Origin of the sequence: Klebsiella quasivariicola (genome assembly GCF_002269255.1) — a bacterium.
GTDB classification, from domain to species: Bacteria; Pseudomonadota; Gammaproteobacteria; order Enterobacterales; family Enterobacteriaceae; genus Klebsiella; species Klebsiella quasivariicola.
The window spans coordinates 1283863-1309271 of record NZ_CP022823.1; the positions used below are offsets into that span (position 1 = coordinate 1283863).

36 protein-coding genes are annotated in these 25409 nt (G+C 56.3%); 10 read left to right on the top strand and 26 right to left on the bottom strand.

The window, feature by feature from the left end; translation table 11 throughout:
- The first annotated feature begins 17 nt into the window (after positions 1-17).
- The 5 genes from ffh (at position 18) to rplS (ending at position 3690) form a co-directional block, all read left to right on the top strand.
- The gene (ffh, locus tag B8P98_RS06480) at positions 18-1382 is read left to right on the top strand and encodes a signal recognition particle protein (protein ID WP_002914152.1); all 1365 of its coding nucleotides are present in this window, start codon (positions 18-20) and stop codon (positions 1380-1382) included.
- 306 nt (positions 1383-1688) lie between these two features.
- Positions 1689-1937 (top strand): 30S ribosomal protein S16, encoded by a 249-nt coding sequence (gene rpsP, locus B8P98_RS06490; protein WP_002914149.1) that lies wholly within the window; start codon positions 1689-1691, stop codon positions 1935-1937.
- 18 nt (positions 1938-1955) lie between these two features.
- On the top strand, positions 1956-2504 hold the full coding sequence (gene rimM, locus B8P98_RS06495; protein ID WP_004150977.1) for a ribosome maturation factor RimM: 549 nt from the start codon (positions 1956-1958) through the stop codon (positions 2502-2504).
- Between the two features lie 31 nt (positions 2505-2535).
- Positions 2536-3303, top strand: coding sequence for a tRNA (guanosine(37)-N1)-methyltransferase TrmD (gene trmD, locus B8P98_RS06500; protein ID WP_025712654.1), 768 nt, complete (start codon positions 2536-2538; stop codon positions 3301-3303).
- Between the two features lie 39 nt (positions 3304-3342).
- On the top strand, positions 3343-3690 hold the full coding sequence (rplS, locus tag B8P98_RS06505) for a 50S ribosomal protein L19 (protein ID WP_002914145.1): 348 nt from the start codon (positions 3343-3345) through the stop codon (positions 3688-3690).
- Positions 3691-3833: 143 nt separating this feature from the next.
- Here rplS and B8P98_RS06510 read toward each other — a convergent pair whose 3' ends face one another.
- The 8 genes from B8P98_RS06510 to B8P98_RS06545 form a co-directional block, all read right to left on the bottom strand.
- Positions 3834-4052 (bottom strand): DNA-binding transcriptional regulator, encoded by a 219-nt coding sequence (locus B8P98_RS06510; RefSeq protein ID WP_000972009.1) that lies wholly within the window; start codon positions 4050-4052, stop codon positions 3834-3836.
- Between the two features lie 75 nt (positions 4053-4127).
- Complete coding sequence (locus B8P98_RS06515) at positions 4128-5297, bottom strand: phage late control D family protein (protein ID WP_095032832.1); 1170 nt, start codon at positions 5295-5297, stop codon at positions 4128-4130.
- A complete protein-coding gene (locus B8P98_RS06520; RefSeq protein ID WP_000978868.1) occupies positions 5294-5779 on the bottom strand; it encodes a phage tail protein in 486 nt (161 codons plus the stop codon). Before B8P98_RS06520 ends, B8P98_RS06515 begins: the two co-directional genes overlap by 4 nt.
- Positions 5780-5790: 11 nt before the next feature.
- Positions 5791-8232: a phage tail tape measure protein gene (locus B8P98_RS06525; protein WP_095032833.1), complete on the bottom strand. Its 2442-nt coding sequence runs from the start codon at positions 8230-8232 to the stop codon at positions 5791-5793.
- Positions 8225-8344: a GpE family phage tail protein gene (locus tag B8P98_RS06530; protein WP_001630833.1), complete on the bottom strand. Its 120-nt coding sequence runs from the start codon at positions 8342-8344 to the stop codon at positions 8225-8227. The genes B8P98_RS06525 and B8P98_RS06530 overlap by 8 nt, the downstream gene beginning before the upstream one ends.
- A gap of 32 nt (positions 8345-8376) precedes the next feature.
- On the bottom strand, positions 8377-8712 hold the full coding sequence (locus B8P98_RS06535) for a phage tail assembly protein (protein ID WP_016243407.1): 336 nt from the start codon (positions 8710-8712) through the stop codon (positions 8377-8379).
- Positions 8713-8774: 62 nt separating this feature from the next.
- Positions 8775-9293 carry a phage major tail tube protein gene (locus B8P98_RS06540; protein WP_001207674.1) on the bottom strand — a complete coding sequence of 173 codons (519 nt, stop codon included), beginning with the start codon at positions 9291-9293 and terminating at the stop codon, positions 8775-8777.
- Between the two features lie 15 nt (positions 9294-9308).
- Positions 9309-10496 (bottom strand): phage tail sheath protein, encoded by a 1188-nt coding sequence (locus tag B8P98_RS06545; protein WP_095032834.1) that lies wholly within the window; start codon positions 10494-10496, stop codon positions 9309-9311.
- A 210-nt stretch (positions 10497-10706) separates the two neighbouring features.
- Here B8P98_RS06545 and B8P98_RS32115 point away from each other — a divergent pair, with 210 nt between their 5' ends.
- Together B8P98_RS32115 and B8P98_RS06550 are read left to right on the top strand one after the other, a co-directional pair.
- Entirely contained in the window at positions 10707-11309 is a 603-nt protein-coding gene (locus B8P98_RS32115) for a glycine-rich domain-containing protein (protein ID WP_458645812.1), read from the top strand.
- Complete coding sequence (locus B8P98_RS06550) at positions 11309-11491, top strand: hypothetical protein (RefSeq protein WP_050485498.1); 183 nt, start codon at positions 11309-11311, stop codon at positions 11489-11491. Before B8P98_RS32115 ends, B8P98_RS06550 begins: the two co-directional genes overlap by 1 nt.
- Here the strand turns inward: B8P98_RS06550 and B8P98_RS06555 are convergent.
- The 18 genes from B8P98_RS06555 to B8P98_RS06640 form a co-directional block, all read right to left on the bottom strand.
- The gene (locus tag B8P98_RS06555; protein WP_032195635.1) at positions 11472-11903 is read right to left on the bottom strand and encodes a tail fiber assembly protein; all 432 of its coding nucleotides are present in this window, start codon (positions 11901-11903) and stop codon (positions 11472-11474) included. The two genes, B8P98_RS06550 and B8P98_RS06555, sit on opposite strands and share 20 nt — an antisense overlap.
- A gap of 2 nt (positions 11904-11905) precedes the next feature.
- The gene (locus B8P98_RS06560; protein ID WP_095032835.1) at positions 11906-13009 is read right to left on the bottom strand and encodes a phage tail protein; all 1104 of its coding nucleotides are present in this window, start codon (positions 13007-13009) and stop codon (positions 11906-11908) included.
- Positions 13006-13614, bottom strand: coding sequence for a phage tail protein I (locus tag B8P98_RS06565; RefSeq protein ID WP_080789242.1), 609 nt, complete (start codon positions 13612-13614; stop codon positions 13006-13008). Before B8P98_RS06565 ends, B8P98_RS06560 begins: the two co-directional genes overlap by 4 nt.
- Positions 13607-14515 (bottom strand): baseplate assembly protein, encoded by a 909-nt coding sequence (locus B8P98_RS06570; protein ID WP_095032836.1) that lies wholly within the window; start codon positions 14513-14515, stop codon positions 13607-13609. Before B8P98_RS06570 ends, B8P98_RS06565 begins: the two co-directional genes overlap by 8 nt.
- Before the next feature lie 6 nt (positions 14516-14521).
- Entirely contained in the window at positions 14522-14869 is a 348-nt protein-coding gene (locus B8P98_RS06575; RefSeq protein ID WP_000127178.1) for a GPW/gp25 family protein, read from the bottom strand.
- Positions 14866-15501 carry a phage baseplate assembly protein V gene (locus B8P98_RS06580; RefSeq protein ID WP_001094751.1) on the bottom strand — a complete coding sequence of 212 codons (636 nt, stop codon included), beginning with the start codon at positions 15499-15501 and terminating at the stop codon, positions 14866-14868. Before B8P98_RS06580 ends, B8P98_RS06575 begins: the two co-directional genes overlap by 4 nt.
- A 68-nt stretch (positions 15502-15569) precedes the next feature.
- Positions 15570-16019, bottom strand: a complete 450-nt coding sequence (locus B8P98_RS06585) for a phage virion morphogenesis protein (protein WP_047027870.1) — start codon at positions 16017-16019, stop codon at positions 15570-15572.
- Positions 16012-16479, bottom strand: a complete 468-nt coding sequence (locus B8P98_RS06590; RefSeq protein WP_095032837.1) for a phage tail protein — start codon at positions 16477-16479, stop codon at positions 16012-16014. Before B8P98_RS06590 ends, B8P98_RS06585 begins: the two co-directional genes overlap by 8 nt.
- Positions 16442-16684, bottom strand: coding sequence for an Rz1-like lysis system protein LysC (gene lysC, locus B8P98_RS31485; RefSeq protein ID WP_242461240.1), 243 nt, complete (start codon positions 16682-16684; stop codon positions 16442-16444). The genes B8P98_RS06590 and lysC overlap by 38 nt, the downstream gene beginning before the upstream one ends.
- The gene (gene lysB / locus B8P98_RS31560) at positions 16587-16997 is read right to left on the bottom strand and encodes an Rz-like lysis system protein LysB (RefSeq protein ID WP_095032838.1); all 411 of its coding nucleotides are present in this window, start codon (positions 16995-16997) and stop codon (positions 16587-16589) included. Before lysB ends, lysC begins: the two co-directional genes overlap by 98 nt.
- Entirely contained in the window at positions 16997-17428 is a 432-nt protein-coding gene (locus tag B8P98_RS06605; RefSeq protein ID WP_095032839.1) for a DNZ54_00345 family protein, read from the bottom strand. Before B8P98_RS06605 ends, lysB begins: the two co-directional genes overlap by 1 nt.
- Complete coding sequence (locus tag B8P98_RS06610; RefSeq protein WP_095032840.1) at positions 17425-17937, bottom strand: lysozyme; 513 nt, start codon at positions 17935-17937, stop codon at positions 17425-17427. The genes B8P98_RS06605 and B8P98_RS06610 overlap by 4 nt, the downstream gene beginning before the upstream one ends.
- Positions 17921-18142: a phage holin family protein gene (locus tag B8P98_RS06615; protein WP_001437784.1), complete on the bottom strand. Its 222-nt coding sequence runs from the start codon at positions 18140-18142 to the stop codon at positions 17921-17923. The genes B8P98_RS06610 and B8P98_RS06615 overlap by 17 nt, the downstream gene beginning before the upstream one ends.
- Entirely contained in the window at positions 18133-18336 is a 204-nt protein-coding gene (locus B8P98_RS06620; RefSeq protein WP_000870101.1) for a tail protein X, read from the bottom strand. The genes B8P98_RS06615 and B8P98_RS06620 overlap by 10 nt, the downstream gene beginning before the upstream one ends.
- On the bottom strand, positions 18336-18845 hold the full coding sequence (locus B8P98_RS06625; protein WP_000214252.1) for a head completion/stabilization protein: 510 nt from the start codon (positions 18843-18845) through the stop codon (positions 18336-18338). The genes B8P98_RS06620 and B8P98_RS06625 overlap by 1 nt, the downstream gene beginning before the upstream one ends.
- Before the next feature lie 93 nt (positions 18846-18938).
- Positions 18939-19688, bottom strand: coding sequence for a phage terminase small subunit (locus tag B8P98_RS06630; RefSeq protein WP_095032841.1), 750 nt, complete (start codon positions 19686-19688; stop codon positions 18939-18941).
- A gap of 3 nt (positions 19689-19691) precedes the next feature.
- Positions 19692-20759, bottom strand: a complete 1068-nt coding sequence (locus tag B8P98_RS06635) for a phage major capsid protein, P2 family (protein ID WP_047721260.1) — start codon at positions 20757-20759, stop codon at positions 19692-19694.
- A 75-nt stretch (positions 20760-20834) separates the two neighbouring features.
- Positions 20835-21689: a GPO family capsid scaffolding protein gene (locus B8P98_RS06640; protein WP_095032842.1), complete on the bottom strand. Its 855-nt coding sequence runs from the start codon at positions 21687-21689 to the stop codon at positions 20835-20837.
- Positions 21690-21854: 165 nt separating this feature from the next.
- Here B8P98_RS06640 and B8P98_RS06645 point away from each other — a divergent pair, with 165 nt between their 5' ends.
- The 3 genes from B8P98_RS06645 to B8P98_RS06655 are packed head-to-tail and all read left to right on the top strand — an operon-like array spanning position 21855 to position 25389.
- Positions 21855-23624: a terminase ATPase subunit family protein gene (locus B8P98_RS06645; RefSeq protein WP_095032843.1), complete on the top strand. Its 1770-nt coding sequence runs from the start codon at positions 21855-21857 to the stop codon at positions 23622-23624.
- Positions 23624-24370: a terminase large subunit domain-containing protein gene (locus B8P98_RS06650; protein WP_095032844.1), complete on the top strand. Its 747-nt coding sequence runs from the start codon at positions 23624-23626 to the stop codon at positions 24368-24370. Before B8P98_RS06645 ends, B8P98_RS06650 begins: the two co-directional genes overlap by 1 nt.
- On the top strand, positions 24367-25389 hold the full coding sequence (locus B8P98_RS06655; RefSeq protein WP_095032845.1) for a phage portal protein: 1023 nt from the start codon (positions 24367-24369) through the stop codon (positions 25387-25389). The genes B8P98_RS06650 and B8P98_RS06655 overlap by 4 nt, the downstream gene beginning before the upstream one ends.
- The last annotated feature ends 20 nt before the right edge of the window (positions 25390-25409 follow it).

Consider the following 25409-nt stretch of genomic DNA (forward strand, 5'->3'; position numbering starts at 1 on the left):
ACCTCAGGCGAGAGACAATGTTTGATAATTTAACCGATCGTTTGTCGCGTACGCTGCGCAACATTAGCGGCCGCGGACGCCTTACAGAAGACAATATTAAAGACACCCTGCGCGAAGTGCGCATGGCGCTGCTGGAAGCGGACGTTGCGCTTCCGGTGGTCCGTGATTTCATCAGCCGCGTCAAAGAGAGCGCGGTCGGCCATGAAGTCAATAAAAGCCTGACCCCGGGTCAGGAGTTCGTCAAAATCGTCCGCAACGAACTGGTGGCGGCGATGGGCGAAGAGAACCAGACCCTCGACCTGGCGGCGCAGCCGCCGGCGGTGGTGCTGATGGCGGGCCTGCAGGGTGCCGGTAAAACCACCAGCGTCGGTAAGCTGGGGAAATTCCTGCGCGAGAAGCACAAGAAAAAAGTGCTGGTCGTTTCCGCGGACGTTTACCGCCCGGCGGCGATCAAACAGCTGGAGACTCTGGCCGAGCAGGTTGGTGTCGATTTCTTCCCGTCTGACGTCGGCCAGAAGCCGGTTGATATCGTCAACGCGGCGCTGAAAGAAGCGAAGCTCAAATTCTACGACGTGCTGCTGGTGGATACCGCCGGTCGTCTGCACGTTGATGAAGCGATGATGGACGAAATTAAGCACGTCCACGCCGCCATTAACCCGGTTGAAACTCTGTTCGTCGTCGATGCGATGACCGGTCAGGATGCGGCGAATACCGCAAAGGCCTTTAACGAAGCGCTGCCGCTGACCGGCGTGGTACTGACCAAAGTGGACGGCGACGCCCGCGGCGGTGCGGCGCTGTCAATTCGTCATATTACCGGCAAGCCGATTAAATTCCTCGGCGTCGGTGAGAAAACCGAAGCGCTGGAGCCGTTCCATCCGGACCGTGTCGCTTCCCGCATTCTTGGCATGGGCGACGTGCTGTCGCTGATCGAAGATATCGAGAGCAAAGTTGACCGCGCGCAGGCCGAGAAGCTGGCCTCCAAACTGAAAAAAGGCGACGGTTTCGATCTCACCGACTTCCTTGAACAGCTGCGCCAGATGAAAAATATGGGCGGCATGGCCAGCCTGATGGGCAAGCTGCCGGGTATGGGCCAGATCCCGGACAACGTGAAAGCGCAGATGGACGACAAAGTGCTGGTGCGTATGGAAGCCATCATCAACTCGATGACCCTGAAAGAGCGCGCCAAGCCGGAAATCATCAAAGGTTCGCGTAAGCGCCGTATCGCCGCCGGCTGCGGGATGCAGGTGCAGGACGTGAACCGTCTGCTCAAGCAGTTCGACGACATGCAGCGCATGATGAAGAAGATGAAGTCGAAAGGCGGCATGATGAAAATGATGCGTGGGATGAAAGGGATGATGCCGCCTGGATTCCCTGGCCGCTAATACGCGTCATAATTCAAGCCGCAGGTGCGTTGGCTGCGTTCGTTCACCCCGGTCACGTACTTGTGTACGCTCCCGGGGATTTACTCATTTGCCGCGTGATTCGGCCATTCGGCCTCACCCCTTCGGGGCCAGCGCAAGCGCTGTTCAAAACGCTTTCGCGTTTTGTCCTGCAACTCGAATTATTTAGCGTATGTAGTTTTGAATTGATTTTTGCACAGAAATCAGTAAAATTTTCGGGCTTTTAATATGACACCGGGCTCCGTTCCTCGATGGGGCCCGGTTGTTTTATTCACACAAGAGGATGTTATGGTAACTATTCGTTTAGCACGTCACGGCGCTAAAAAGCGTCCGTTCTACCAGGTTGTTGTCACCGACAGCCGTAATGCACGCAACGGTCGCTTCATCGAGCGCGTTGGTTTCTTCAACCCGATCGCTAACGGCGCGGAAGAAGAAACTCGCCTGGATCTGGATCGTATCGCTCACTGGGTTGGCCAGGGCGCTACTGTTTCCGATCGCGTTGCCGCGCTGATCAAAGCCGCTAACAAAGCAGCTTAATCTGTCACGGTGGTCATGATGAGCAAGCAACACACCGCACAAGCACCTGTTGATCCGATCGTATTGGGGAAAATGGGTTCTTCCTACGGTATCCGTGGTTGGCTCAGAGTGTTTTCCTCCACCGAAGACGCCGAAAGCATTTTTGACTATCAGCCCTGGTTAATCCAGAAGGCGGGTCAGTGGCAGGTCGTTGAGCTGGAAAGCTGGCGCCACCACAATCAGGACATCATCATCAAGCTGAAAGGCGTTGACGATCGTGATGCCGCGAATCTACTGACTAATTGCGAAATTATTGTGGATTCATCGCAGTTGCCGGAGCTGGAAGAGGGTGACTACTACTGGAAAGACCTGATGGGCTGCCAGGTAGTGACAACGGAAGGCTATAGCCTCGGTAAAGTCATCGACATGATGGAAACCGGGTCTAATGACGTGCTCGTCATCAAGGCAAACCTGAAAGATGCATTTGGTATCAAGGAGCGGTTGGTTCCGTTCCTCGATGGGCAGGTTATCAAGAAAGTCGATCTCACTACGCGTACTATCGAAGTAGATTGGGATCCTGGTTTTTAAATTCTCCGGATAAACGGTAAAAGACGGCGCTATGTGGATTGGCATAATTAGCCTGTTTCCTGAAATGTTCCGCGCAATTACCGATTACGGGGTAACTGGCCGGGCAGTAAAAAATGGCCTGCTGAGCATCGAAAGCTGGAGTCCTCGCGACTTCACGCATGACCGGCACCGTACCGTGGACGATCGTCCTTACGGCGGCGGACCGGGGATGCTAATGATGGTGCAACCCTTACGGGATGCCATTCATGCAGCAAAAGCCGCGGCAGGTGAAGGCGCGAAGGTGATTTATCTGTCACCTCAGGGACGCAAGCTTGATCAAGCGGGCGTCAGCGAACTGGCAACGAATCAGAAACTGATTTTGGTGTGCGGTCGCTACGAAGGGATAGACGAGCGCGTAATCCAAACCGAAATTGACGAAGAATGGTCAATCGGCGATTACGTTCTCAGCGGCGGTGAGTTACCGGCAATGACGCTGATTGACTCCGTTTCCCGGTTCATTCCGGGAGTACTGGGCCATGAAGCTTCGGCAACGGAAGATTCCTTTGCTGATGGGTTGCTGGATTGCCCGCACTATACCCGTCCTGAAGTGTTAGAAGAGATGGAAGTACCGCCAGTATTGCTGTCGGGAAACCATGCTGAGATACGTCGCTGGCGTCTGAAGCAGTCGCTGGGCCGCACCTGGCTTAGAAGACCTGAACTTCTGGAAAACCTGGCTCTGACTGAAGAGCAAGCAAAGTTGCTGGCGGAGTTCAAAACTGAACACGCAAAACAGCAGCATAAACATGATGGGCAGGCGTGAGCCCCCAATATCAGTTTACCCAGGATAAGAGATTAAATTATGAGCAACATTATTAAGCAACTTGAACAAGAACAGATGAAGCAGGACGTACCTTCCTTCCGTCCGGGTGATACCGTGGAAGTGAAAGTATGGGTTGTTGAAGGTTCCAAAAAACGTCTGCAGGCATTCGAGGGCGTGGTTATCGCTATTCGTAACCGCGGTCTGCACTCTGCATTCACTGTTCGCAAAATTTCCAACGGCGAAGGCGTTGAGCGTGTCTTCCAGACTCACTCTCCGGTAGTTGACAGCATTGCTGTTAAACGTCGTGGTGCTGTACGTAAAGCTAAACTGTACTACCTGCGTGAGCGCACTGGTAAGTCTGCTCGTATCAAAGAGCGTCTTAACTGATAACGCATTCGCGCTACATCCAAAGCGTGTTATAAAACAAGGGGTTAGCTATTTGCTAGCCCCTTTTTTATTGGTGATGGCGGCAAATTGGCGACAGAGATTGGCACGATGGCGGCAGATATAAAAAAACCTGCCGAAGCAGGTTAAAGCCAAAGTTGCTGTTGCTGGTTTCTGACGGGATGAGGAGGGGCAGGGTCAACAGCGCCCGGCTTCACAATGAATCTAGATAGCGTCTCAAAAGTTATAAATGTACATCCGCAATTGATGTTTTGGCACTGGTGATAACGTTCTTTCGTTTCGGTGCTAAGGTACCGGCTAGTGCGAGCATGCGCGGCGTTTTGGCATAACGGGCAGTGCATCATAATTATTCCCCCTGCTGGCGTATCTGAGGGAATGATAAACCCTTAAATTGCATTTGCAAATCACGATTTGCTTTTTCAATTCTCACTTTCCTCTGAGCTGTACTCTACATCAGAGAGTTTAACCTCAAGCTCTAAGCCCGTCGTGAAGCCGCTATTATTCAGATTGTGAGTCACCTTACTGATTAACCAAGATTGCTCGTCTATGACGCGCTTAAAGCCCGACACGCGCACCGGTACCTCAGGGAATAAATCAGCCCTACCAAGCGCCAGCGTAATTGAAAACTCCGCAACGCCTCGCTGCAGCTTATCCCACTTAGCCTGAGCGGCGCGCATTGCCTGCGCCTTGGAAGCGTAGACAGTCGTCAGCGCCAGCACGTTATCGGCCTCACCGGCCATATACTCACCCTCGCGCGCCTCCGGCTCTTTTTTGGCCTTTGTCTTTTTGCTAACCGGCTTTGCTTTCGGGTGCTCCAGTGCGCGCAGGTGCTTCTCTTTTGGCTTACGTTTCAGTGTTACTTTCTGCTTTTGCGGCTTCGGGTCTTTGGTGTGCAACCATTTTGCAGTTACGCCGGTATAAGCCCCACGGTCAGCAATGGCGAACTGATGACGGTCGCCATCGCTGCGGGTCAGGGTCATTTGCGGGACGGGCTTGCCGCTGGCGGTCATTGCACTACCTGCTTTCAGAAACAGGAGCTTACCCGCTTTCACTGACACCGCCGCCCCGTTGCGGTCAGCCAGCCTGGTCAGAAATACGGCGTCGGACTCCTGCGACTGGTCGATATGCGGTACCGGTATTTTTTTCAGTGAATCCGCGACACTGGCCGTCAGTTTATTGCGCTTTGCAATGGTGCTGACCAGCTCACCGAGGGTGGTGTCGTGCCACGATTCTTCACGCCGTGAATTGAGCGTTCCCCGAAAGTCTGCACTACGCGCCCGGATGGTCAGGGTATCAGGCGCTCCCCGATGCTCAATCTCATCGACCGTGAAATCGCCCTTATTCAGAAGCGCGGAACCCTGCCACCCAAGCCACAGCGTCAGCACCGCCCCGCGCAGGGGTAACTCGACTTTGCCGTCGGTGTCGTCGAGCTCAATGTCGAGCTGGTCAGCCTCAAAACCCCGGTTGTCGGTCATGGTAAGAGAAATCAACCGGTCACTAAAATTGCTGGTAATGTCCTGGCTGTTCAGCGTCAGCATAAATGCCGGTGCAAGACTGGCACCGGCGTCAATGGTCATGCCCGTAATCATGCGGTCAGCCCCCCGAGCGCGCCCTGCAGTTTATCGGTCAGATTACCGGCAGAGCCGAGAAGCTCGCTGGCCTGTTTATTCAGGTCGCCAAACATTGCCGTCAGTGATTCGTCGACCCGTTTCAGCGAAAGGGTAAAATCAATCTTTCTGGCCGCGCCGTCACTGAAAAACTCGGTATGCGTGGTCGACACCGTCTCGACGATATACATCCCGAAGATATTGCCGGTTCCCTCAATCAGCGGCCAAGCTCTGCCCTCGTCGGCCATCAGCTCGACAGCCAGCAGGGATATACGACCGCCAGTAATGGCAGGGTAAAGCGTGCCGGCAAGCTGGATCGCGTTTTCGCCCTCGCCGAGAAACTGATACGCAGGCGGTTTGCCGACCCGGTCATTAGACGCCCAGCGGTAATTCTTCGAGTGCTGCATCGACTGATAAGGCAGGGTGCGACGTTCAAACACAAACATTCCAAGAGCAAGCATCATCATCAGCCTCCTTAATCGTGCATCATGCTAGCGCGGGCTTTGGCTCGCTTGTCGCGTTCATATTTTTCTAACGCATCCTGCAATTGGTTACCCAATTGACCACCCGGCGCGCCACCACCCGGCAGGTTGATTTGGTAGGTCGGGCTGCTCTGGTCAATATAGGTACGACCGGCGGGAGCCGTGACAGGCTGATAAGCCTGATACCCACCAAGCGAGCTGGTTGTCGGAATATACCCTCCACCCTGACCAACCGGCGGCGTTTTTGCCGTTTCCGTATCAATACTGCTCGATTCCTTTTTAACAAGGCCGAGCTTTTCGAGAATTACATCGAGACCACCACGCAGCTTATTGAAAATATTCAGAGGCAACATCAGCGCATCGGCCAGTGCCTGACCAAATATGACACCGACATTTTTGCAGCTATCAAGCGTCTCCTGCGTGGCCTTGACCGGTGCAATCAGGTCTTTAAACCATTGCCAGACGCCGCGCAGTTTCTCACCGAGTCCGTCAAAAATGGGTGCCAGTGGAGCGAACATTTCCCCGACTGGTGCAAAGGCGCTCATGATGCCCTCAATCACCCCCGAGAAAAACGCGCTGATGGGCTCCCAATATTTGCGGATGAGAAGTGCCCCGGCCACAATCGCCGCACCGACGGCCACAATCGGCCAGGTAATCGCACCGAGCGCGGTCACAATGGCGCTACCAGCGACAGTAAAGACCGTACCCAACACGCCAGCAGCGGCGATAATGGCGTTAATCCCCATGACAACCGGCCACGCAACGAGACCAATGCCGCCGATGATACCAATCAGCGCCAGCGCGCCACCGGCAATGATGCCGATAGTTTCTGCCAACTCCTTGTTATCTTTGATCCAGTTGTCGAGTTTTAAAACATACTGCGTGGCGGTTTGGGTAAGTTTGCGCAATGAACTATCTTGCTGGTCATAGAGGTCAGTGCCGACCGCCTCATACGCTGACTGGAACTCCTTGAAGTCGCCGCCGAGGTTATCCTGCATAACCTTAACCAGTTCCTCGGTTTTACCGTCCGAGGCTTTTATCGTCGCGGTGAGTTTATCTAGTTTTCCGCTGGCCGCCGCCGCCATCAGCACACTTGCGGATTTCATAGCCTCCTCGCCGAATATGGTTTTCACATATTCAGCTTTCTGACCAGTGCCGAGCTTGTTGCGCTCAAAACTGGCCTGCATTTCTTTCAGGATGGTAAATAATGGGCGCGTATTGCCTTTTCTGTCCGAGGTTTTAACCCCCAACTCTTTGAGGGCATCATATGCTTTGCCTGTTGGTGCCTGTAGTCTCGTTATAACAGCCGCGCCGCCCGTCCCAGCCATTGACCCCCTAATGTTATTATCGTGAAGTGTGCCGGTTATCGCCGCCGCTTGTTCAAGACTCACCCCGGCATTTTTCGCAACAGGGGCAAGGTAGCTTAATGAGTCGCTTAGCCCCTGAAAATCAGCGGTGGTTTTGTTCATCGTTGTTGAAAGAACATCACCGATATGTGCGGCCGCGTCATTAGAAAGCTGAAAGGCGGCTTTTGTCCCCATCAATAGTTGCGCGTTTTCCTCCATTGTTTTTCTGTTCGCAAGTGACAGGTTGAGAGTCACAGGCGTCATGGCCGCAATAGCTTCAGCATCACCACCACCTTTTGCGATAATAATTTGCGCGCTGGCAGCGTCATCGGCAGAGGCGGCAGTATTGTCGCCGAGCTGGCGCGCCTGTTTGCGTAGCGCCTGCATTTCTGGCGACTGCTTATCGACCCCGAGCACGGCCTGCAGCTCGGAATTTTTCTGCGCAAAGTCATAACCGGGCATCAGTAATTTAACCCCAGCCATCGTTCCCGCTGTCGCGATACCGACCCCGGCAGCACCTGCAGCGGCCATGTTACCGGCAAGCTCCTTGCCTGATTTATATCGCTCTTTCACCCGGCCTAATTTCGCCTGCTGCGCACTGACGCGCGCCAGTGCCTCACGCTGGCGGTTAAGCTGCGCCGTCGTTTCGCTGATGGAGGTTTTGAGCCGACGCTCATCAGCAGACAGGGTGCGGGTATTAATACCGGCCTGCATCAGCTCGGAGCGCTGACGCTGTACCGACGTTCTCAGGCTGTTGTATTTCGTCTGCAGCTCAGAGGCGGCACGCTTTGCAGCGTCGAGTGCCTGCGCCTGCGCCCGGGTCGGACTGGTGGTGTTTTTAAACTGCACGGCCAGTTCACCGGCTTCGCGTTTCGCTTTCTCAAGCGACTGACTTGTCACGGCCAGTTGAGCGCTTGCCTTGCGAAAGCCGTCGATTTTCGATGCCTGACCGTTCAGGTCACGCAGCCCTTTTTGTGTGTCGCGAATATCACCCGAGAGGGTTTTACTCGCGGCCTGGATGGATTTAAGCGGTCGGGTCGCCTGGTCGACCGCTTTCAGCAATACCTCAAGCCTCAGGTTATTACTCATTGTGGTTTCCGCTACGCTGTAGCGCCTTTTCGCGCCATGTGATGAGCTCGGTCAGGCTCAGGGAATAGAGCTCTGATGGCGACCAGTGGAATATCACTGCAATATCCGCCATCAGGTCATCGGTCGACAGGTCAGGCGGGAAATCTATTCCGCCGAAGCCGGTGACAAAAAACCAATCACCTTAGCGGCCAGCGACAGCATATCGGGCAGGTTCATCGCGGTTAGCTCCTGCGTGGTGAGCGCGGGATAGGTCATGCGGGGCAGCACTTTAATCAGCGCATCGACCTCGGACTGCGCCACCGCCGCCAGACTGACGCCGCGCAGGGTACCGGCGTTCGGCTCAATCAGGGTGACTTTATCAATCGTCTGACCGGCGCGCTTAATCGGCTTGTCGAGGGTCACGATGTTCGGGTTTACGGTATCAATTTCATTGCCATCCGTATCAACAAATTCAGCGGTTTTACGTGGTGCTTTAGCCATGATTTTTTCTCTGCTCTGAAAGGGGATTAATAACCGGCCAGCCATTCTGACCGGTCAGGGAATTACAGCCCGATTGCGCGGCGGTGCTGTTCCAGACGGTCGACGCCGTTCACCTTCTCGACCATGTTGACGGTGTCGATTTCGATGACGTCGCTACCATCAATCGTCAGGCGGTAATAGGTGCAAACGGTCGACAGTTTGGTCGAGGTGTTTTCACCCTGCTTATTTTCGCCGCCGTCGATTTCTTTATGACGGCCACGCATGACGACCTCGACCGCGATGATTTCGCCGGTGTCGTCGCGCTGGTAGGATCCAGCAAAACGCAGCGGCACAGCGTCAGCACCCGGCGCGGCGTACTGCGCCCACAGAGCCACATCAGGCAGGCCACCGACAGACCACTCGACGGTGAGCGCATCATCGTCGAGACCGAGGTCAATCGCCGCCGCCCCATTCATACCGCCGCCGCGATAGTTTTCGAGCTTGCGGGTCAGCTTCGGCAGCGTCACGGATTCAACAACGCCCATGTAGCTCAGACCGTCGTTGAACATATTCAGATATTTGAGTTTGCGGGGTAGTGCCATGTTATTTCAGGCTCCTTAGCTGTTGACCGATTCGGCCAGATTCACCAGATATTTATCGGTGATACGCTGGCGCAGGGTCAGGCTTTCCAGTGGTGGAACCGGCGTATAGTCGTAGTCGATATACAGTTTCCCGGCCTTGAGGGTTTCCTTATCGTTCGATTCCTCGTCGAACCAGCATTCACCGTCCACGATGTAGCCATTTGATTTCAGCTCGCGGAATTTGGCATTAATGCCGTCGACAATGTCACGGATGAGCGATGCGGTAATGGGCTTATCGACCGCCCACATGTGAGCCTCGGCCATCGTGTCGGCCAGCACCTGCGCGGAGCGGGTGTAGTTCTCAAACAGGAAAAGTGGGTCATCAGAACAGGTGCGGTTACCCCAAAAGCGGAAACCATCTTTACGCACCAGCGTCGTGACCCCGGCCTCGTTGAGCAGGTCAGCATCGGTGCCGGATGCCTGCAAATCCCAAAAGACTGACGCACTGATGCCGGTGACACCCTGCACGCCGACGTTAGACAGGGTTTTATGCCAGCCGACAGTCTGGTCGATGTAGGCGCGCAGGCCGAGTGCGCGCGCGGTGGCGTAGGCTGTTGCGGTGGCGTTCGTGGTGGTGTCCCATGCGAGGAAGTCAGGCCAGATGACCATCAGCTCGCGCTGACTGAAATTCTCGCGATAGGCCATCGCCTCGGAAATGGTTTTACAACCCCATGCGCTGATATAGCCAAAGGCGCGCAGGCTGATACAGACCGAAGCAAGTGCGACTGCGACCTCTTTGGTATCGAGACCCGGCACGCCGAGAATGCGCGGCTTAACGCCGGTGACCGCTTCGGCAGTCAATAGCGCCTTAATGCCGGTGTATTTACCGTTCTCATCCGTGCCGCCGATGATGTTAGAAATGGTCTGCGCCTGAGCTGCATCCGGGTCATCGTCGACACCTTCGGCAACGCGCACAACAACGGTGACGGGTTTTGACTGGTCGGCGATAGCCTGCAGGGAGGCAGACAACGTGCCTTTTTTACCGGCTTTCGCAATGGCGCTCTGCACATTGGTAATCAGTACCGGCTCGTTGAGGGGGAATGTCTCGGCATCCGCATCGCTGGCCGTGCAGACCATGCCGACGATTGCGGTTGCAACAGTGGAAATGACGCGGGTGCCGTCGTTAATCTCAAGCACCTGCACGCCGTGGTGAAAATCACTCATCCGGTTAACTCCGTGGTTAGTGGGCGAGTGTTATTGTCCTGACTGGTCTGGTGAGGGGCTATTTATCGGCGATGGATAGCCGATGGCACATAAACAATTCATAAAAAAGACGGGCATCAGCCCGCCATTCTTTCAAAGGTTGGTTTGGGAGATGCGAGCGGATACGTTGGTAGGCTGCTAAAAATACAGGTATTCACTGCCAGCGGGACAGTGACAAAAACGCCAGGCGCAAAAAAATGGCGAATTAAATGTCTCGGTGGGGGGGGCGGCAGTTCAGCTGCACCGGCAACGGGTAGTAACGAGGTTTCCGTGAGTAACGGGGGCGGCGCAGGGGCATATGCTGAGGGCATTTATGACGTATCGTCAATAACAACGGCGTCAGTCGTCATCGGTTCAGGCGGTGCAGGAGGAACGGCGGATTCAATATACGGCGCTGACGGCGGAGCTAGCTCAGTTGGTTCGTTTATTTCATCGCCCGGCGGGAAAGTTGGATTACCCGCCGGCCCGGCAAACCCACCATTTCAGCCCGTGGCCAATACTAACAGCGATGGCCCGACTGGGTGGAATATTGTCGGCTCATCTGGAGCAGGGGCAGAACCAGCCGTAGCTGTTACATATAGCTATGCCGCTGGCTCGCGTGGTTCAAATAGTATATTTGGGGTAGGCGGATCGATTCCTGCAATTAATGACCCGGCAAATCCCGGTGGGGGCTATGGTTCTGGAGCATCCGGCTGTTCGAATGGCTCATCCCAACCAGCTAAATCAGGCGCAGCGGGACGCCCGGGAATCGTAATCATTGAGGAGCTGGCATAATGAGTAATTATGCGCTAGTTAAAAATGGCGTCGTTGAAAATGTTGTTGTATGGGATGGCACTGGAGACATTTTCGATGATTATATTACTGTGAATATTGACGACATATCGGCTGGTATCGACTGGACATATGACGGAGAGGCATTTGCCCCTCCGCCAGAAATTACTCCGCAGGAGGCGTAGGCCATTCAATATCTGGCGCACCGGAAGTATCGACCAGCTCCAGTGCGTCCAGATAATCCAGCCACAAATTATATTGCACCAGTTCCTCACCTTTCAGGCGACCAATCGCCGCTTTACCAGGCCATTGCTTACTGTTTATGTATTCGTTGACCTGATTAATCAATTGCTGCTTTTTCAGTTCGGCTGCGGCAATTTGTTCCTCATGAGTTGGCGGTGGAATATCAATCCATGCAGGCATTCCGTCGATGACACCTCTGTATTTTCCTTCTGGTGCTTCCTTCATAAATTCGGCAGCAACAGTGTCGTCAATTTCGATTCCATCATCGGGCCATTCGCCGGATTCCTGATAAGCGATTTTAAGCTCCACAGGGAAAAACGCATTTTTATCGGCACTGAAAATATATTTCTGCATTTCTACCGTCCTATCGAAATATAACTGAATCTGTATTGCTGTGAGATATCACTGGTTGCCACACGCCACGCTGAATTACTGATATGTTCAAAATTTACAGACAAAACCTGCGGGGCAGGAATCGACGGGTCTGACTGAACGGCATCAGACATAACACTGACTGAAACCATCGGCTGATTAGGGAATGGTATAGGGAAGTGTCCACTGATAAAGCGGGTCGTGTTTCCTGCAAAAGTGCCAAACTGAACAATATATCCACCTGGTAGCCTGAACCATCCCGAACCAGAAGCGAATGCTCCCATATCCGGTATCTGATTATCTCCTGTGCCCACATCCCTTTTCGCCGCTTCTCCCAAACCAAGGTATTTGAGAATAGCGGCGACATCTTTCCCTGACAGGTCTGTTAGCGTCTTATCCAGCGGCTGCTTATTCGCCAGTTCCCCGGATACAAGGGCGGCAATAACCGCCTGCACAAACCCCGCTGTAGCAACTTGTGTATCATTTGCTACGACCGGCGGCGTGGGTGCTTTTGGCTTGCCGGTAAATGTCGGGCTGTCCTTTGTCGCATATTGTGAATGCGGGTCAGCCGCCGCAAGGTGTTTAGATATCAAGTCATCGACATACAGTTTCAGCTCAATTGCCTTGTCATCGGCATATTTTCGGGTTGCCAGCACAACCGACTGGTCAATTTTCAGAGTAATAGACGACGTGCTTGACACAATCAGAATCATGCGAATGGTCTGCGTGCGTCCGCTTCCCTCCTGCAGTTGCGGCTTGTAGGTCTCAGGGCAGTTCGCCACGGCAATAAGAATGCCGTCGTCATCGTAGAGACCAATCTCGCGAATCCAGAAACCACCCTCATTCTCGGGAATAATCTGTTCCGCAATAATCTGGCTGGTATTGGCCGGGTCAACGGTCAGCAGGTTCAGCGGTGCGATGCGTTTCTGGTTAATGAGCTTCGTCTGCGCCGGGTCAGGGGTCGGCAACGTACCATTCGCATCACCGACGGCCATCTGCGTCAGGTTGAGTTTGGTACCGAGTGCCGCCGCGTTCGCCAGCCGCGCCGCGCCCTGATTGGTCAGAATGGCAAAATATTTTGCGGTCATGCGTTCACTCTCAGATTATCAATCAAATGGATGGCCGAGGCCGGGTAATATTCACCGCCGACGACAATCTCCTCGGGGGTGTAGGGGTAAACAGTCAGCGCGTCGCCGTGATAGCATCCCGCGCCGACATACAGTTCGCCGGTCGAGCTCAGACTGATAGCCAGCCCGGTCAGGTGGCGACTTGCCGGTTTGGCGTCTTCAATCAGTCGCTCAAGCTCCTGATACATTTCGTCAGTGATGCCGCTGTCGAGGACGCCAACAACGAGGCGGAATGTGCCTGGCTCCTCGTCGAGTTGCCACCACTCGCGCACCTCAATCAGAAAGCCGAGCGGCTCGACGACCCGACGCAATGCGCTGATGGTACCTTTGTGCTGATGGACGAAAAACGAGGACGCGCAGACGCTGCGCTTTGTCGCCTCCGGCCATTTCTCATCCCACCTGTCGACCGACAGCGCCCACGCCAGATACGGCAGCAGCTTTACCGGGCAGGTGCGCCAGTTCCACAGGGTGCGCAGCGGTACCGGCACGCGCTGAATCTCAGAGAGTGCAGCAGCGGCGGCAACTTCCAGCGGCGACGAGCCAACGGGTAACAGCCTGTCACTCATCCGAGCCCCCGATAGTTATCTGGTACTCGGTGCAGTTCGACGCCTGCGACTTACTCAGCACAATATCGGTCTGAGGTGATGCCAGCTCGACACGCTGCACCCCCTCAACATGCAGCGCCGCGTAAATGGCCGACAGACGGATATCACGCCCGAGGCGGTGCTGCGCGCTGATGTAGCTCTGCAGCTTCTGCTCTGATGCCAGCCTGATGGGTTCAGATTCGGGGCCGGGGTAAACGTAGAGCGTCGCGTCAATCTGGTACGGCACAATCTCGGCTGACTGGACGGTAACCCGGTCGGCCACCGGGCGCACATCTTCGGCATTCAGCGCTTTATCAACAATCGCCAGTAGTTCAGGACTAGCAGTGCCGTCACCCTCGCGCGATAGCACGGTAATCGTCACGCAGGCTGGCGACGGACTTGCGACCGAGACGTCAGCGACCCGCCCGTCGGCGCTGCGACCGTGATACTCATATGCCCCGACCGGACCCGCCACGCTCAATCCCTCAAACGCCTGTTGCGTGCGCAGTCGCAGGTCAGTATCGGATTCCATAACGGCAGGTGTCGGCGGAATGGTGGTGTCATCCGCCGGGGCGATGGTCAGGCGTTCGGTATTGTTGTTCCCTGCCACGACGTCGAGGTCGTTACCGGCGGAATAGGCCAGCGTCACCGCCTGCGCGGCTTCATTCACCCGCTGACGCCAAATAACTTCACGGTAGGCGTTTTCCTGCAGCAGCTTAACAATCGGCTCTGACTCAAGCGCGAGCGTCCGGGCAATGGACTCCTGCTGGTCTTCGGGATAGAGCGAAATCAGCGTCGCAATGCGTTCCGCAAGGATGGTTTCATAGTCCAGTTCCTCAACCACGTCGGGAACGGGTAACTGACTCAGGTCAACGGTTGCCATAGTGATTTAACTCAGTGAAACAGTGGTTGAAACTGACGCACCGGTATCGGTACGCATCCCGGTAATATCGACATACATTTCGCCAGCGTCGCCGGTCTCAAAGCTGATGGCGGTAAGCCGGATGCGCGGCTCCCACTTCTGGATAGCCGAATAGCACGCCACCATAATTTGCAGCCTGAGCGCCGGGTTTTGCGGCATATCAATCAGCGCCGACAGAAGCGAGCCATATTCACGGCGCATCACCCGCGAGCCGACCGGCGTCAGCAGTATGTCGCGCATGCTCTGACTGATGTGCTCAGTGTCGCTGATGCCGAGGCCGGTATTTCGGTTCATCCCCTGATAGCGCGCCGTCATAACGGAGCCCCCGTTTGCCCGCCGCTGTCGCCCGGGTGTTTATGGGTGTGGAGCACCTTGCCATTAGACGACAGTGACCCGCCGGAATGTTCGATATTGCCGCTCATCTTGCCGCCTTTCTGCACCTCAAGCGTCGCCGTCGTCAGCTTATTGGTGCAAATCACCTCCGGGGTGTCGAGGGTGATACTGGTCGAGGCTTTCACCAGTACCAGCGGCACGGTTGCGGTGATGGACTCCGATGCCGTCACGTCGGCCGTTTTTATGCCGCTGACCGTCAGCGCGCCGGTTTCGGGCTCGTACTCAATGACCGCACCATCAGGGAAAGCCACATGCCACGCATCCGCCGAGGCCGACGGAGCGGGGTTATCGTCGGAGAAAATACCCGGCAGCACGAAAGCGGTATCAAGCTCACCACCGATTGCCAGCAGCAGAACCTGCTCACCGACCGAGGGAGCCCACCACGTCCGCGAACGACCGGCGCGGGTGGTCAGCCAGTTCAGCCATGTTGTCTGGATCCCGCCGCTTTGTACGCGGCACAGCCCCTGCACGGTATCAACCTCAGTCACCACACCTGAGCGGATGAGGTTGCGAATCGCGCGTGCGAGCTCCTGTATCGTGGATAACGTATTCATAGTGCAAGGATGCCTCTGGTCTGGAGTCGCGCCAATTCGCGCGGCTCCGGTGGTGGTTCACACAATATTTATTTGCCGAGGTGCCTGATAATGACGTCTTCAATCATCTGCTCATCGTCGCGGGTGAAACCGAGCAACGGGCGGGCATCGTACTGCACATCCCGGCTGTTGCGGTTTGGCCGGTCTTTGAGCCCGTACTGATGCACCCGCGCCATGCGCTGCACCTTGCCGGTAAACTCCACCACCGCCGCACTGTCGCTGCCTTTAGCTTTCATAAAGCGACTGGTGCGCAGTTTGGCGAACATTTCACGTTTAATCCGACCTTTCTTGCTCCGCACCGGCTGGCGCTTACGCGCGGCATACGGGGTGCCGTCGGGTGCCTGCTGGCGCTTGATGCGCTGTTGCTGACTGGTACGCAACTTTTTCGCAATCTCAGCCGCCATTTGCCGACGCGCCGCCGGTGACAGGCTGGCAATCAGACCGGCAAGACGTTCCTGCAGCGCGGTTAACTCACTCATTCCACTTACTCACCAGTTCGCCGTTAACGTACAGCTCGACCGGGCGCGTCACCGGCTCAGGCAGTGGCGGCTCAGGGGCATAGCTGACGTGCAGCGCGCCGTCGACCTCTTTGACGAGCGTGCGCTCGGTGAGCCTCAGGCTGATACTGATATCAAGCGAATCGTCGTTATTGATATCAATAATCCAGGTGAATCCTTTTTCCCGGCCGTCGTCGGTGGTCATAATGTCCGGCTGATGTTCACGCAGCCACGCCTGCACCGGCACGAATATCAAATCGAGGTCGCCGGTGAAGTCGGTCACCACCACGTTAAGCACGTACACTTTTTCAAACGACAGCGAGCTCGCCAGTCGGGAATCGGTATGTCCGTTGTCGGCAAACAGGCGCAGCATATCGGGGTTGTTTCGGAGCTGCGGCACGGCGTTAATCAGCGCTTTGCGCAGGCTTTTGTGCTTCTGCATCGAGTTCATCCTGACAGTGTTTGACGGTTTTAACCTGCAGCGCGCAGGCGGTCAGCGCGCCCTCAAGGCGGCGGATATCCGCGCTCAGGTCGCCATTGGTTTTCGGGTCACTTCCCGGCATCGGGCAAAGGCTCACCCTCGGGCATCCGTTTACCACAATCACCGGCGCTGGCGCAGGCGGTGCGGATGTGCAGCCGACGCACAACGTCAGGCAGAGCAGCGTTATACCAGCGGCGAAAGGCTTCATTTTCATTAAGTAACCTCGTTATCGTCTGCTCACGGCGGCTGGCTTCCTCGCTGGCCTTTGCGAGCTGTTCGCGCAGTTCCACCTGCGCGGATTCATTACGTCGGGCGAGCGTACCGGCAACACTGAGCTGATTTTTCAGCATGCCAATCGTCGTCTTTTGCTCGCTCGCGACGCGATTTGCCGTCTCAAAGGAGCGGGTTAAATTGCCGTTCTCATGGCGCAACCACAGCAGCCCGAGCACAGCCAGCACCAGCGCAGAGGCCAGAAACATCACAATGACTCTGGACACAGACCAGCCCCCTCAATGCGCTGGCGGTAAGTCTCGCGAACGGCCTTAAAGGTCAGCACGCAAATCAGGTAAATCAGAGCCGTAAGGATCCAGCCAGCCCCAAGCAGACAGCCCGTGGTAGCAGAAAAAATAATGAGAGACCATGCGTGGCGCGCCTGCGAGGGTTCGCGACAAAAGACGATGCGGAATACATTCATTAGCTCGGGATTGACGGGAATACTTTTGCCCGTATTTCGCAGCCAGTGCTCATAGGCGACCACACCGGCGAGGCTCGCCGTAATGCAGACAAAACAGCCGAATAGCGCCCATGCGGCCACAAAATTAATGGCTGCGCTTTGCGGCGATACCAGCCCCCAAAGCAGGACCAGTGCCAGCAGGGCATCGAACATCAGGGAACGTAAATATTTTTTCATTGAGATACTCCTTTCATGCAATACGCCAGTTCCCGCGCGCGGCGGTTTTCCAGCCCTTTGTTTTTAGTGCCATTGACGTACACCCAGCGGGTAAGCTGGTCGCATGCCTGCCACCACTGATGACGCTTGATGTAATAGACCAGCGTCGAGCGACAGGCTGCGCCGGTGCCGACGTTAAAAGAGAAACTGACCAGCGCGTCGTAAACAGGTTGCGGCATGGTGACCGGCACGCAGACCGCGAGACGGCGCTCGGTATTCAGCACGTCGGCGACCAGGTTTGCCGCCGCTTCGCGCTCGGTGATATCGCGTTTCGGTACCACCCCGGCAGTGTGGCCGATGCCTGACGTCCACACGCCCGCGCTACACTGGTAAGGTGTCAGGCGACACCCTTCGAGGTCGGCAATCAGCGCCAGACCATCAGGCGAGGTATTCAGCAGACGAAAATCAGGCATCAGTGCCGCCAGCGCCAGCACTGCGGCCACACTGCAACGTTTAACGATTGAGCTCACGGGTCACCCCTTTGTCGATTCCCATTTCGGTCAGGTAACGAAAGGTTTTGCGCCGGTACCAGAAATTCACCGCCGCCGTAAAAATGGCGCACAGACTACCCACATACAGCGCCAGCTTTTCGGGCGACATTGCCCCGAAATACGCCAGACCCACGGCCAGCCAGTAGGCGATAAACGTGGTGATTTTTTCCATACTCAGTCCCATAGGTTCAGGGTCTCCGCCGTGGGTGATGTTTCAACGTCTGGCAGGTCAATCGCCGTGCCATGCGGCAGAATGACGCCCAGCTCAGACAGGCCGGGATTAGCCTGCAGCACCGTCTCGACCACGCCCTCAGTGCGCCCGTAATACCGGACGCAAAGCGCGTCGAGGGTATCGCCCTGCATCGCGTAGACTTTCATCAGAGCTGGCCCACGATGCAGCGCGGCTTATCCTGCAGGCGCGAGACCGACCAGCGCATATCCCGCCACAGGTCATCAATCGTGGTTTCGACGCTGTCGGCTTTTTTGTCACCCTTGCCGGTGGCCTCAACCCCGCGATAACGCTCATACAGGGTGGCTGTCGCCATCGCCGTCACGGCGCTCAGGTAGTGGAAAACACGCACATTCTCGCCGTCGATTTCCTCGGCGTCAGGCACGTCGGCCAGTGTCTTAAACCCGGCGGCAATCTGGCGCAGCCGGTAGTCGTAAAGCTCTGCATTGGTTTCCGCCATGCCGGTCTTGATGGCGTTGCGCAGGCGCGCATCGGAAACCGTCTGCTCAAGGCGCATCAGCTCGCGCACCCGCTTCGGATCCACATCAGGGAAAAAGAACGTGTTTTTAATCACTGCGTCGCCCGTCTCCGGTGCGGGAATCACCACGCCCGGTACGTCCTGCGGTTCGTCGGGCTGATTCAGTATTACTGTCGTCATGACAACCTCATTAGGTTGGGCGGTGGACGCCGGTCGCCGTCAGGGGCAAAACCCGCTTTGACCGGCGTGCCGCCCGGCTCGGGGAGCGTTCAGTTAACCGGCGGTTTTTACCGCCTTTGGTGGACGCCCGCGCTTTGCCGCCGGTCTGGTGGCAGGTTTGCGCGCGCGCGGTTTAGTCGTTTTACGGGGCGCGGCATCGGGCTTAGGCTTCAATGCCCGCTCCAGTCGCTCAATCTCTTTGCGCACACCGGCATTGCGGTCGAGCTGCATTGCTCGCTGAAACTGCGCCAGCGCGTCGGCGTCCTGACCGGCATCGCGCAGGGTCAGGCCAGTCACCTTATGCAGACGAGCGCGCACCATATCGGGAACGTCAGCACCGTCGGTCAGGCTGAGGGTGGTCAGCAGTAATGCGAGGTCGACAGGCTCACCGGCATCGCGCAGGCGCAGCGCGGCAAGCGCAACCTCCTCAACCAGCATGTAAGGCGTGGTGCGGCGATGGTCAGAGGTGAGGCCGTATTTCAGCGCGTAGGGCGCAATCTCCAGCGCGCCAGCAACGTCACCGGCATCGAGTCGCCACAGCATGACGGTCATCAGAATGTCATCCTGTGCGCCACGGCCATCAGCCAGCACACCGGCGACCCACGGCGCGTAGAACGGCAGCAGCTCGCGCTTTTTCGCGGCTTTCAGTTCGTTTGAACGGATGGTTTTTAACGTGCGACGGTCATCGGCCAGCTTTACCAGCATCTGCTCGTAGGCGGTTGCATGGCGCAGCGGGGCTTGTTCCCGCTGCGCGGCTTGAGAGGCCGAGACCCGCATCATGTGACGCTGTGCGGGGCTCGTCATGGTTTAGGCTCCGCTTTCCGGTGCTGCAGGTGCGGTGAAATCGCCCAGGGTGATGTTTTCCAGCAGGCACCCGGCGGCATACGCCTCGACCACATAGTCGATGTTCATCGACTCGTAGTTTTCCACGCGGTCTTTTTTCGGGTTCTCATCAATGCTGCGGCGGTGGCTCTCATCCATGAAGTAGATAGAGAGGTTTTCCAGCGTGGTCACGAATACCGCATTCGCCGGGAAGTACGGCACGCGCACGGCTGGCAGGTTGCCGATGCGCTTCTGGCTGATGATGATATCCGCCGCGAGCGACTCGGTGTTTTCCTGCTGTTTGTTGACCAGCGGGAAATATTTGTCGGCCAGCAGCTTACGGCCAACGATGGCAACGAGTTTCGGGTCATCCTGATAAATCTCGTCAATCAGGGTGTTGGTACCGTCCATCACCAGCGCGTCGAGGTTCTCATAGTCGCCGTTCTTACCGACACGAATCACCGCCGAAATTACCTTACCGTCAGCGTCGGTGATGTTGCTCATCACGCGGGCAGGAGCTTCGTTGCGGTACTTCTGCAGCCAGCCGACGGCCACATCCTGCAGCATCGGGTTTTTGCTGCGGTCTGAGGTATCAGCGCGGGTGGTACCGTTGAAACCGGCCATGATGAAATCCAGTGCCTGACGCTGGACAATGGCGTCGCGGATGCGGCGCTGGAAGTCCTGAAAACGCGCCCACAGGTCGAGGCGTTTATAGGTCAGGTGGAAGTCAAAGTTAATCTGATTGCACTCGTACTTGTTGGACTCAAGCGCGGTGAAATCTGCGGTCTGGCGCTCTTTGTCACCCGAGGTGTCGGTCGTGCTGGCGATGGTGCCGGTCACACCGACGCCAATTTTCTCGCCCTTCATTTCTGCGACCGGCAGAATGTTAATCGTCTGCAAGAATGCGGATGACGCCTGCACGGTGTTCATCAGCGTTTGCGTGACGGACGGCTCGACGGTGAATTTTTTGCTGACGTCATCAACGCTGATGCCGTTCAGTTTGGCGAGCTGGGTCAGATAGGCATTGAACTTAAAACGGGTTTCCTGACGCATAGTATTTCCTGTTTGAATTAATCGGTTAGTCACAGCATCGGGCGGGGTTACCGCCCGGTTTCGGTCTGCGGTTTATCAGCAGTCGGTCAGCAGCTCGTCGCCACCACCGCCACTGGCTTTTGTACGTCGCGGCTGGCTGAAACTTTCAGTTTTGTCGAGGGTGTTTTTCAGGGCGGAAAATGCCTGGCTGGTTTCTTCGACCTTGCCGGTCAGCTCCTGTTTGAAGGTGGCAAACGCGGTTTCCATAGCGGAAAGGCGCTCGTCTTGCTTGGTCAGGTTGGTCTGCACATGTTCGCTGACGGTGGTCACCGCCTCATGCACATCATTCAGGCGCGCATCGTCGCTGACCTGCTTACGACTGAAAATGGCTTTCACCTTATCGGCCAGGCTGTTGAGCACCGTGTCGGGAACGTCTTCAAATTCCAGCTCGGCCAGCGTGGCAACGGAAAAGACGTTTTCAGGGTTGGCCTTAAAGCGCTGCAGCGGGTTGTGCTTCGCGTTGCGGCAGAATTCGAGGTACTCGGTACCGAGGCTCGCCGGGTCATCGGTGACCGCAAGGCCGACGAGGTAGCATTTGCCGGTATTGGCAAAATTCGGCTGAATTTCCATTGAGGTGTAGACCTTCTGCGCGGCTTTATTCATCGCGATAAGGTCATCGGTCGGGGTGATTTTAGCGAACAACGCCCATTTGCCGTTAAGCGCAGAATCGTCGTCAATCTTCTCGGCTTTCAGCTCGGCCACATCGCCATAACGTTTGAATACGCCATCGGGCAGCAGGCCGCGCAGGTGTTCAAGGTTGATACGGCAACCGTAGACGCGCGGGTCGTAGGTTTCGGCCATTTCCTGAATATCGCTGGCGCTGATAATGCGCCCGTCGCAGGTATCACCCTCGACGCCGATGCGAAAGAACTTTGAGACTTTTTTTGCCATTGTCAGGAGTCCTGAGGTTGGGGTTACTGGTCACCGCCAGTTTCCAGACTCAGGACACGCCAGACCACCAATGACGACTGGACAACCGCCCACACAACAGCACCTTAGCGAATCACTGACGGCCATTAAGTAGCCTTGCCCTGAATCCACTACGGCGAGGCATCAATGACCATTTCCACCGATACAACCTTGTTGCATGACCCGCGACGGCAGGCATCGCTGCTTTACTGGCAGGGGTTTTCCGTGCCACAGATTGCCGAAATGCTGCAGGTCAAGCGCCCGACCGTGCAGAGCTGGAAGCAGCGCGACGGCTGGGACGGCATCGCACCGATTTCCCGCGTCGAAAGCAGCCTTGAGGCGCGCCTGATTCAGCTCATCGCCAAGCCGCAAAAGTCAGGCGGCGACTTCAAAGAGATTGACCTGCTCGGGCGGCAGATTGAGCGACTGGCGCGCGTTAACCGCTACAGTCAGACCGGCAACGAGGTCGACCTTAACCCCAATGTCGCCAACCGCAACAAGGGCGAGCGTAAGAAGCCGAAAAAGAACTTTTTCAGCGACGAGGCTATCGAGAAACTGGAGGAGCTATTTTTCGACCAGTCTTTCGAGTACCAGTTGCAGTGGTACCGCGCAGGGCTGGCGCACCGTATTCGCGATATTCTCAAATCCCGCCAGATTGGCGCGACGTTCTATTTCTCCCGCGAGGCGCTGCTGCGCGCACTCAAGACCGGCCACAACCAGATATTTCTGTCGGCCAGTAAAACTCAGGCTTACGTGTTCCGCGAGTACATCATCCAGTTTGCGCGGCTGGTCGACGTCGACCTGACCGGCGACCCGATTGTCATCGGCAACAACGGCGCAAAGCTGATTTTTCTCGGTACCAATTCCAACACCGCGCAGAGCCATAACGGCGACCTGTATGTTGATGAAATTTTCTGGATCCCGAATTTTCAGAAGCTGCGCAAAGTCGCCTCGGGCATGGCATCACAGAAGCACCTGCGCTCAACCTACTTTTCGACACCTTCCACGCTGGCGCACGGAGCTTACCCCTTCTGGTCTGGCGAGCTGTTCAACAAGGGGCGCAGCCGTATTGCTGACCGCATCGAAATCGACATCAGTCACGGCGCGCTCGCCGGTGGTCAGCTCTGCGACGATGGCCAGTGGCGGCAGATTGTCACCATTGAGGATGCCCTTGCCGGTGGCTGCACCCTGTTTGACCTCGACCAGCTCAAACGCGAAAACAGTGATGAGGACTTTAAGAACCTGTTTATGTGCGAGTTTGTCGACGATAAAGCATCGGTATTCCCGTTCGAGGAGCTGCAGCGCTGCATGGTCGACGTGATGGAAGAATGGGAGGATTTTACCCCGTTCGCCGACCATCCGTTCGGCTCGCGCCCGGTCTGGATTGGCTACGACCCGTCACACACCGGCGACAGTGCCGGGTGCGTTGTGCTCGCGCCGCCGGTGGTCTCGGGTGGCAAGTTCCGCATGCTGGAGCGCCACCAGTGGAAAGGAATGGACTTTGCCGCTCAGGCCGAGGGCATCCGCGGGCTTACCGAGAAATACAACGTCGAATACATCGGCATTGACGCAACCGGCCTCGGCCTCGGCGTGTTCCAGTTGGTGCGCTCATTCTACCCGGCGGCACGCGGCATCCGTTACACACCCGAAATGAAAACCGCGATGGTGCTCAAGGCAAAAGACACCATTCGCCGTGGCTGTCTGGAGTACGACGCCGGGGCGACCGACGTCACGCAGTCGTTTATGTCCATCCGCAAAACCATGACCAGCAGCGGGCGCAGCGCCACCTACGAGGCCAGCCGCACCGAGGAAGCCAGTCACGCCGATATCGCATGGGCGACCATGCACGCCCTGTTAAACGAACCGCTTTCCGCCGGTAGCGGCATGCAGCCTAAATCTATTCTGGAGTTTAATTAATGAAAAATAACGTTTTCTCACAAAGCCAGATTCAGGCAATGGCCGATATTCTGCACAATGACAGCTTTGACTATCAGGCAACATGGTTGCGTGTCGGGAAACTCAATATCGACCGCAGCATCACCAAATCGCGCCAGATTGGCGCAACGCAGTTCTTTAGTCGCGAGGCGCTGCTCGATGCGCTGACAGCGGGCGATAATCAGGTCTGGTTTGCTCACACCATTGAACATGCGCGCGTGGCGCTGATGTACATGAACAACCTTTCGGCGCGCGTCGGCGTCCGCCTGACGAGTAACGGCCACAGCCTGCAGCTCGACGGCGGGGCGGTTATCAGCTTTGTCGGCGAGGAATCCCACTGCGCCGCGCTGGCGGGTAATGTCTACCTTGATGAGTTCGGTTGGTTCAGTAACCCGCTAAGAGCCGCAAAAGTCGCGGCGGCTATCGCCTGCCATAAACGCCACAATCTGACGATGTTCACCACACCATCAGACAACTACGCAGCATTCAGGGTGTGGAACGGCACAACCCGCAAGCGCCGACCGTCACCGCTAATCAATACCGGCGACAGCGTATTTTGCACAGATGGTGTCTGGCGTCAGTCGGTCACTCTGGATGCAGCATGCCAGCGCGGGTGCAATCTCTTTGCGCCTGAGGAAATTAAACGCGAATACAGCGACGATGATTATCGTCTGCTGTTTGGCTGCGACTGGTCTTTCGCTGTTGCAGCGGGTGAGGTGGCAGCATGAGCAAGCGCAAGCCACGCAAAGCAGTCACCACGACCGCCAGCGCCCCGCAAAAAATGGAGGCGTTCACCTTCGGCGAGCCGGTGCCGGTACTCGATAAGCGCGACATTCTGGATTACGTCGAGTGTATCAGTAACGGCAAATGGTACGAGCCGCCGGTCAGCTTCTCCGGGCTGGCAAAGAGCCTGCGCTCTGCTGTACATCACAGCTCACCGATTTACGTTAAGCGCAACGTGCTCGCGAGCACCTACATTCCGCACCCGCTGCTGTCCCGTCAGGATTTCAGCCGCTTTGCGCTCGACTATCTGGTATTCGGCAACGCCTTTCTTGAGCAGCGCCACAGCGTCACCGGCCAGTTAATCAAGCTACTGGCTTCACCGGCCAAATACACCCGGCGCGGGGTCGACGATTCGATTTTCTGGTTTGTGGAAAACTTCACTCTACCGCATGAGTTCGCGCCTGATACCGTGTTTCACCTGCTGGAGCCCGATATTAATCAGGAAATTTACGGCCTGCCCGAATACCTCAGCGCGCTTAATTCCGCCTGGCTGAATGAATCCGCGACGCTGTTCCGCCGCAAGTATTATCAGAACGGCGCGCACGCGGGTTACATCATGTATGTGACCGACCCGGCGCAGAGCGCGACCGACGTCGAATCGCTGCGCGAGGCGATGCGCAACTCGAAAGGGCCCGGCAACTTTAAGAACCTGTTTTTCTACGCTCCCGGCGGAAAACCGGACGGCATAAAAATCGTGCCACTGAGCGAGGTCGCCACAAAGGATGACTTTTTCAACATCAAGAAAGCCAGCGCCGCCGACCTGATGGATGCGCACCGAGTACCGTTCCAGCTTATGGGCGGCAAGCCCGAGAATATCGGCTCACTCGGTGACGTTGAGAAGGTGGCAAAGGTATTCGTCCGTAACGAGCTGTCGCCTCTACAGGACAGGTTCAGGGAGGTAAACGACTGGCTCGGCATGGAGGTCATCAGGTTCAAAGAGTACACCCTCGACAACCCGGAATAATTCCCCCTCAAGCCGCCAGC